This window comes from Streptomyces sp. WM4235, assembly GCF_001279725.1.
GTDB lineage: Bacteria > Actinomycetota > Actinomycetes > Streptomycetales > Streptomycetaceae > Streptomyces.
The window spans coordinates 1-5,120 of the sequence record NZ_LGDE01000092.1 but is presented as its reverse complement, the minus strand read 5'-3'; the positions used below and the strand labels follow the sequence as shown (position 1 = coordinate 5,120).

The following is a 5,120-nucleotide window of genomic DNA, read 5'->3' as shown; positions in this document are numbered from 1 at the left end:
TGGCGGAGCCGTCGATGGTGACGGTGTCCTCGAAGGAGAAGGTGACGTCCTCGGCGCCGTGGGCGAACTCCACGTTCCGCTTCAACGCCGCCAACTCGGAGCGGCTGTTCTTGTCGACGGCCTCGTCGATCCAGAGCAGGTCGTGCGCGTCGTCGTCGATCGCCCGGTAGTCGTGGAGCAGCCGGACCCGCGAGGAGTTCTCGTCGAGCGGCTCGATGATCCACGCGCCGCCCATCGAGGCGACCGGCTTGGTGGTGACCTCCTGGCGGAAGGTGATCCGCAGGCCCTGCGGGTCGAGTTCGCGGCGCGAGGTCCAGTTCTTCGGTTGGCCGTTGGCGGTGGCCCAGATCCGGATCCGCTCGTGCGTGCCGTTGAAGTCGACCCGGTCCACGTGGATGGTGGGCGGGAAGATGCGCGGCCAGTTGACGACGTCGGCCAGCAGCCGGTACACGTCCGATGCCGGCGCGGCGATGGTGATCTCGTGCTCAACCTCGCGGGTTGTCATGACGGCTTCCTCTTCGAGAACTCGGGCGCGTCGGCACCCTGGTGGCAAGGGGTGCGGATCAGAAGTTGCCGAGCCCGCCGCAGACGTTGATCGCCTGCGCCGTGACGGACGCGGCGGTGTCGGAGGCGAGGTAGGCGACCATGCCGGCGACCTCTTCGGGGGTGGAGTACCGGCCGAGCGGGATCTTCGACCGGAACTTGTCGAGGATGGCGTCCTCGGAGGTGTCGTAGGCGGCGGCGTATCCGGCGCGGACGCGCTGGGCCATGGGCGTCTCGACGTAGCCGGGGCAGACGGCGTTGACCGTGATCCCGGTGGGGGCGAGTTCGTTGCCGAGGGCCTTGGTGAAGCCGACCACGCCGTGCTTGGAGGCCGAGTACGGGGCGCCCAGGACGACGCCCTGCTTGCCTGCGGTGGAGGCGATGTTGATGATGCGGCCGCGGTTCTTGTGGCGCATCCCGCCGGTGTTGAGGACTTCCTTGGTCAGCCGGAAGACGCTGGTGAGGTTGGTGTCGATGACATCGGCCCACAGCTCCTCGTCTATGTCCGCGGTGACGCCGCCACCGGACCGGCCGGCGTTGTTGACCAGGACGTCGACGCTGCCGAAGCGGTCGACCGCGGCCTGGACGAACGCGGCGGCGGAGGCGGAGTCGCGTACGTCGAGGACCGTTCCGTCGGCTTCGAGGCCCTCCGCCTGGAGCTCCTTGACCGTGGCGGCGACATTGTCGGCGCTGCGCGCGCCGATGAAGACCGCGTGCCCCTGGGCACCCAGTGCGCGGGCTGCGGCCAGGCCGATGCCGCTGGTGGCGCCCGTGATCAGGGCGATCCGCTTCTCCTGCGTCGACATGTTCGTGTACTCCGTAAGTGTCCGGGGGTGATTCGGCGGGGCCGGGCGGAACGCGTCCGCCCGGCCCGGGGAACGTGCTGGGTGCGGCGGGCGACTCAGGCGGCGCTGGGCACCGCGGTGAGGTGGCCGTTGACGGCCGCGATCAGCGCGCGCGGGGTGTCGGCGTCGGTGAGCAGGTCCTCGTCGAGGACGATCTTGTACTCGCGCTCGATGCGGCTGCCGGTCTCCAGCAGGGCGAGGGACTCGTAGCCGAGCGCCTCGAACTGGACGTCGAGGATGTCGCCGTCGAGGTCGACGCCCTCGTCGGCGCCGGCGCCTTCGAGGAGGATCCGCCGCAGGTCGTCAAGGGTGAAGGTCTGAGTGGACACGTGTGGCCCTTCATGGCTCGTGGATCGGTGGTGTGGGGATGGTGTGTGTGTGGGGGGTCCGTGGGATGTGAGGCCGTGGGGGAAGGCGTCCTCCGCCGCCGGTCGGGGGGTGGCGGCGGAGGAGGACGCCGGGCTCGGGGCGTACGGGGACCGGCGGGCGGGCGGGACCTGGGTCCTGTCGTCAAAGTGGCGCCGGTAGGGCCCGCGGTGTCCGGTGCCGTGCATCGCAAGGCGGAGGGGCGCCCGTGTACTGGACGTACTCGGGTGCCCCGACAACGCGGCGAGGTGCGGTACCGGGCGCCGCGGGCCAGGCGAGACTTTGACGACAGGACCTAGTCCGCGGCGCGGACGACGACGGCCGAGTTGAAGCCGCCGTAACCGCGGGCCACGACCAGGGCGGTACGGACCTGCGCGGTGCGCGGCCGGTCCACGACCAGGTCGAGCGCGTACTCCTCGGCCGGGTGCACGTTGACGGTCGGGGGGATGAGCCCCTCCTCGATCGCCAGCAGGGCGGTCGCGACGTCCAGCGGCGCCGCGCCCGAGTACAGCCGGCCCGTCATCGTCTTGGGTGCGGTGACCGGGACGCCCCGCTCGCCGAACACGGCGCCGATGGCCTCGGCCTCGACGCGGTCCAGTTCCGGGACGCCGGCGGCGTCCGCGAAGACCACGTCCACGTCCTCGGGCCGGACACCCGCGTCGTCGAGGGCGAACTCGATGGCCTTGCGCAGCGCGGGCTCCCGGTCGCTGCCGGGCGCCGCGTCGAAGGTGGCGCCGTAACCGGCGATCTCGCCGTAGATCTTCGCGCCGCGCGCACGGGCCGACTCCGCCGACTCCATGATCAGGATGGCGCCGCCCTCGCCGGGCACGTAGCCCGAGGCGTCCGCGTCGAACGGCAGGAACGCGCGGGTCGGCTCGTCGCTGGTGCTCAGCCGCTTGGCGGCGAGCTGCGCGACCCAACCCCACGGGCAGATCGAGGCGTCGACCCCGCCCGACACGATCATCGGGGTGCCCTTGCGGATCAGCCGACGGCCCTGCGCCAACGCGTCCAGACCGCCGGCCTCGTCGCTGACGATCACTCCGCTGGGGCCCTTGAGCCCGCTGCGGATGGAGATCTGGCCGCTGTTGACGGCATAGAACCAGGCGAAGGACTGGTACGCGCTGACGTACTGCGCGCCCTGGCTCCACAGCTTCTGGAGCTCGTTCTGCCCGAACTCGAAGCCGCCCGACGAACTGGCCGTGACCACGCCCATGTCGTACTCGGGCAGGCTCTGCGGATCGACACCCGCGTCGGCCAGCGCCCACTCGGCGGCGACGAGCGCGAGGCGCGTCATCCGGTCGGTCTGCGGGAGCAGCCGGCTCGGCAGCAGCTCCTCGTCGGAGAACCCGGGTATCTCGCCGGCGAGGGTGGACGGATAGCCGGCGGGGTCGAACCGGGTGACCCGGCCGATGCCGTTCTTGCCCGTCCGGGTCGCCGCCCAGTAGTCCTCCGTGCCCAGGCCGTTGGGCGCCGTGATGCCCAGACCCGTCACCACAACCGAGGTGGTCATGCCACGCTCCTCTCGGGACGCGCCAGCACCATGGCGCTCTGGAAACCGCCGAAGCCGCTTCCGACGGTCAGGACCGCGTCGGTCAACTGCTCCCGGGCGACCAGGGGGACGTAGTCGAGGTCGCACTCCGGGTCCGGGGTGTGGAGGTTCGCCGTCGGCGGGACGACGTTGTTCTCCATCGCCAGCGCGGACGCGGCGATCTCGATGGAGCCGATGGCGCCGAGCGAGTGCCCGACCATCGACTTGATCGAGCTGACCGGGGTCCGGTAGGCGTGGTCGCCGAGGCTCCGCTTGAACGCGGCGGTCTCGTGGCGGTCGTTCTGCTTGGTGCCCGAGCCGTGCGCGTTGATGTAGTCGATCTCGGTCGGGTTCATCTTGGCCTCGCACAGCGCGACCCGGATGGCCTCCGCCATCTCCTTGCCGTCCGGCCGCAGACCGGTCATGTGGTAGGCGTTGGAGCGGGTGGCGTAGCCGGCTATCTCGGCGTAGACGTGCGCGCCGCGCTTCTTGGCGTGCTCCAGCTCCTCCAGGACGAACACCGCCGCGCCCTCGCCCAGGACGAAGCCGTTGCGGGTTCCGTCGAAGGGGCGGGAGGCGTGACCGGGGTCGTCGTGGCGGGGGGTGGTCGCCTTGATCGCGTCGAAGCAGGCCATGGTGATCGGCGAGATCGGCGCGTCCGAGGAACCGGCGATCATCACGTCGACCGAGCCCTCGCGGAGCAGGTCCACGGCGTGACCCACCGAGTCGATGCCTGAGGTGCAGCCGGTGGAGACCACGGTGCTGGGTCCCTGCGCGCCGACCGCCCAGGCGACCTCGGCGGTGAAGGAGCTGGGCACCAGGTAGTTGTAGAGGTGCGGGACCGCGTACTCGTGGTCGACGAGGTGGAGTCGGCCGCCGTCGCTGACGACGTTGTACTCCTCGTCGAGGCCCATCGTGGCGCCGACGGCGCTGCCGATGGTGACGCCCACGCGGTACGGGTCGTACGTCTCCAGGTCGATGCCGCTGTCGGCGACGGCGCCGCGGGCGGCGACCACCGCGAACTGCGCGGCCCGGTCCATGCGCCGGATCTCCTGCGGGGTCAGGCCGTGTTCCTGCGGATCGAAGTCGATCTCGGCGGCGACCCGCGAACGGAAGGGGCTGGGGTCGAAGAAGGTGATGCCGCGGGTCGCGGTGCGGCCCTCGCTCAGCAGGTTCCAGAAGTTCTTGGTCCCGACACCACCGGGCGCGAGCACCTCGATGCCGGTGATGACCACACGTCGTCCGGTCACGCGGACGCCTCCCAGTCGTAGAAGCGCTTCGCCATCGCGTCGGCGGGGGAACGCCAGGTGGCGGGGTCGTAGGCCCCGATGAACGGCTTGAGGTCCTCGCTGATGCCCACGAAGCGCGGGTCACCCTTGGCGGCCTCGATCAGCTCGCCACCGTTGTCGGTGTCGAAGTCCTGCAGATGGAAGTACAGCCCCCGGTATTCGAAAAGCTGCCGGCGACGCGTACCCATGCGGTGGGGCATCTCGGTGGCGTCGAACTCACCGAAGAGCTTGGCGACGTCAATGCTGGAACCGGGATCCATCCGCGCCACGATCAGAGTGCTGTGCATTCGTTCCCTCTCCTCACGACCCATGAATTGGAATTAAGTATGCGAGGCCCGAATGATGTTTTCAACGACGATTACGTCAGGGAATTGTCAGGACTCGCAAGAATTCCGCAGACGAATTCAGCGGAATGCCATGTATCAGTCCTTGATCTCGCAGATGCCGGCGCCGGAGGTGAGGGACGCGCCGACTTCGGCCTTGAGGCCGACGATGGTGCCGGAGCGGTGTGCGTTGAGGGGCTGTTCCATCTTCATGGCCTCGAGAACG

7 protein-coding genes are annotated in these 5,120 nt (G+C 69.8%); all 7 read right to left on the bottom strand.

Features of this window, described 5'->3' with window-relative positions; all coding sequences use genetic code 11:
• Positions 1-505 (bottom strand): aromatase/cyclase (locus tag ADK55_RS09825; RefSeq protein ID WP_199826482.1); only part of this gene is annotated, 505 nt, incomplete at its 3' end.
• Positions 506-563: 58 nt separating this feature from the next.
• A complete protein-coding gene (gene fabG, locus ADK55_RS09820) occupies positions 564-1,349 on the bottom strand; it encodes a 3-oxoacyl-ACP reductase FabG (RefSeq protein ID WP_053677112.1) in 786 nt (261 codons plus the stop codon).
• Positions 1,350-1,444: 95 nt separating this feature from the next.
• Entirely contained in the window at positions 1,445-1,717 is a 273-nt protein-coding gene (locus ADK55_RS09815) for an acyl carrier protein (protein ID WP_053677111.1), read from the bottom strand.
• A 332-nt stretch (positions 1,718-2,049) separates the two neighbouring features.
• Positions 2,050-3,264 (bottom strand): ketosynthase chain-length factor, encoded by a 1,215-nt coding sequence (locus tag ADK55_RS09810; protein WP_053677110.1) that lies wholly within the window; start codon positions 3,262-3,264, stop codon positions 2,050-2,052.
• Positions 3,261-4,532 (bottom strand): beta-ketoacyl-[acyl-carrier-protein] synthase family protein, encoded by a 1,272-nt coding sequence (locus ADK55_RS09805; protein ID WP_053677109.1) that lies wholly within the window; start codon positions 4,530-4,532, stop codon positions 3,261-3,263. The genes ADK55_RS09810 and ADK55_RS09805 overlap by 4 nt, the downstream gene beginning before the upstream one ends.
• On the bottom strand, positions 4,529-4,858 hold the full coding sequence (locus tag ADK55_RS09800) for a TcmI family type II polyketide cyclase (protein WP_053677108.1): 330 nt from the start codon (positions 4,856-4,858) through the stop codon (positions 4,529-4,531). The genes ADK55_RS09805 and ADK55_RS09800 overlap by 4 nt, the downstream gene beginning before the upstream one ends.
• Before the next feature lie 135 nt (positions 4,859-4,993).
• Positions 4,994-5,120 (bottom strand): biotin/lipoyl-containing protein (locus ADK55_RS36210; RefSeq protein ID WP_159041339.1); only part of this gene is annotated, 127 nt, incomplete at its 5' end.

Excerpts from the sequence above, each read along its gene's own strand:
- ADK55_RS09810 (WP_053677110.1), bottom strand. The coding sequence starts at position 3,264 with ATGACCACCTCGGTTGTGGTGACGGGTCTGGGCATCACGGCGCCCAAC.
- fabG (WP_053677112.1), bottom strand. The coding sequence starts at position 1,349 with ATGTCGACGCAGGAGAAGCGGATCGCCCTGATCACGGGCGCCACCAGC.
- ADK55_RS09800 (WP_053677108.1), bottom strand. The coding sequence starts at position 4,858 with ATGCACAGCACTCTGATCGTGGCGCGGATGGATCCCGGTTCCAGCATT.